The organism is Anaeromassilibacillus sp. An200 (genome assembly GCF_002160025.1).
GTDB lineage: Bacteria > Bacillota > Clostridia > Oscillospirales > Acutalibacteraceae > Caccousia > Caccousia stercoris.
The window spans coordinates 1-1,920 of sequence record NZ_NFJU01000109.1; the positions used below are offsets into that span (position 1 = coordinate 1).

Sequence of the window (1,920 nt, forward strand, 5' to 3'; positions counted from 1 at the left end):
GGGAATTCACGCATGGCCAATACGATAAGATCAAGAAGGTGTATTCCATCTGGATCTGTTCCGAAGTGCCGGAAAACAGGAAAAACAGTATCTTCCGCTACCGCATTGCAGAAGATGTCTTTGCCGGGAAAACCAGAGAGCGGGAGCAAAAGCAGCACTATGATATGATGACGGCGCTGATTCTCTGCCTGGGCAAGCCCCAGGATAAGAAGGAGAATATGGCTTTGGATCTGCTGAGTTCCCTTCTCTCTGAGGAACTCAGCGCAGAAGAAAAGCTGCGGATCCTGAACGAGGAATTTCAGATTCCCATTACGCAGCAATTAGACGAGGAGGTGTCGCTTATGTGTAATTTGAGCCAGGGGATTGAGAATAGAGGGATCCAGAAGGGTATGGAGAAGGGCATTCGCGGAGCGATCGATATTTGCCGGAAATTAAATCTTTCAGAGGAAGAAATTCTCCGGCAGATTATACAGCAATACGAATTGTCCGAGGACACCGCCCGGGAATATCTGCAAAAAGAAGAATAACGCTTCAAGCGGCTTCTATTGGACAGCGGATCCATTATCATAATCATAGGAGACAAATTTATTTAGAGAAGGGATGAACTTTATGAAAAAGATTATTTCGGCGGCATTGGCAGCGGCCATGATTCTCACCACCTTTCCGGCTATGGGAGCCAGCGCGCTGTCGCTGACCTGCCCCGGCACAGGCGGCTGGTCAAGTATGCAGTACGATGACACGACCGGCAATACTACCTGGCATATGAAGGATGGCTCCATCATCGTACAGGATAAGAACGGCAATGTCATTCAGAACACGCAGAACACAACCTCCACCCCGTCCGTCTCTCAGCCCACAGCTTCTTCCGGCTGGACGAGCGACACAAATTCCGACTTTACGGTTCAGCCCGGCAAAACGTATCAATTCAAGTTTACCGCCGCAAATCCCGGCGCGCTCAATGTATGGTTCGGCACGCCCGGTGTGTTCACCATCCAGAAAAGCGGCCAGGAAGCCGGAGCGGTGTACTACAAAATCACGGCTGTCGGAACGCCCGGTGCAGCGGCTGGAATTTATGTTTCCTACAACGGCAGCTCCGGCACGAAGCTTTGTGTCGCAACCGTCGCGGGCGGCAGTTCAGCAACAGGCCAGCCTACCACACCGGAGGCACCCTCGAAACCAAATGTGGACACCACGGATATGACGGAATCACAGCGGCTTTCGGTAGAAGCCGGTTTGACGCTGGGTGACTGGAATCATGAGTATGAGCAGGAAGTGTTTGAACTCACCAATGAAGAACGTGAGAAAGCAGGTCTTCCTGCTCTAGTGTGGGCGAAATCCCGAACCGAGGACGCTCAGATTCGCGCAAGGGAATTAGCAACGCTTTACAGCCACACCAAGCCTGACGGCACGGCTGCTATTTGGGAGAATGTCTCCATGGCCGGTGAAACCGTAGCTGTCCACTATGAAAATAGTCAGCGCATACTGACTAGGCTTGCCGGTGATCCAAAAAGTGCTGTGCAAGGATGGATGAATTCAGATGGGCACAAAGCCAATATTCTGCATACAGGTGCTGTTGCAATGGCTGTCGGCTGCTATGTGGCAGAAAACGGCAACATTTACTGGGTACAGTGCTTCACCAGCAATCAGAACGATATGATCAATCCTATCATGACCAACCCACTGTTGGAAAAATAAACCAAAACCAAATAACACTCTATTCTGTGAGGAAGGGCTACTTTAGGTTACAGACCTGAAGCGGCCCTTCCTTTTTGGAAAGGAAGCCGATCATGCATCAAAAAATCAGAAATTCCCTGCTTCGTGTGGTAGCCGTTTTTCTGGCTTTTCTTATTCTTTTCCCGCAAATTGCCGGATTAACCATGCCCGCATTTGCCGCAGGCAGCATCATCAAGAAGCTGGAGG

The 1,920-nt window shown here is 50.4% G+C and carries 1 protein-coding gene and 1 pseudogene; both read left to right on the forward strand.

The window, feature by feature from the left end; translation table 11 throughout:
- Positions 1-527 (forward strand): annotated as a pseudogene (locus B5F35_RS18855) (hypothetical protein); the annotation flags it as partial.
- Between the two features lie 82 nt (positions 528-609).
- Positions 610-1,695 (forward strand): CAP domain-containing protein, encoded by a 1,086-nt coding sequence (locus tag B5F35_RS18045; RefSeq protein ID WP_162611486.1) that lies wholly within the window; start codon positions 610-612, stop codon positions 1,693-1,695.
- The last annotated feature ends 225 nt before the right edge of the window (positions 1,696-1,920 follow it).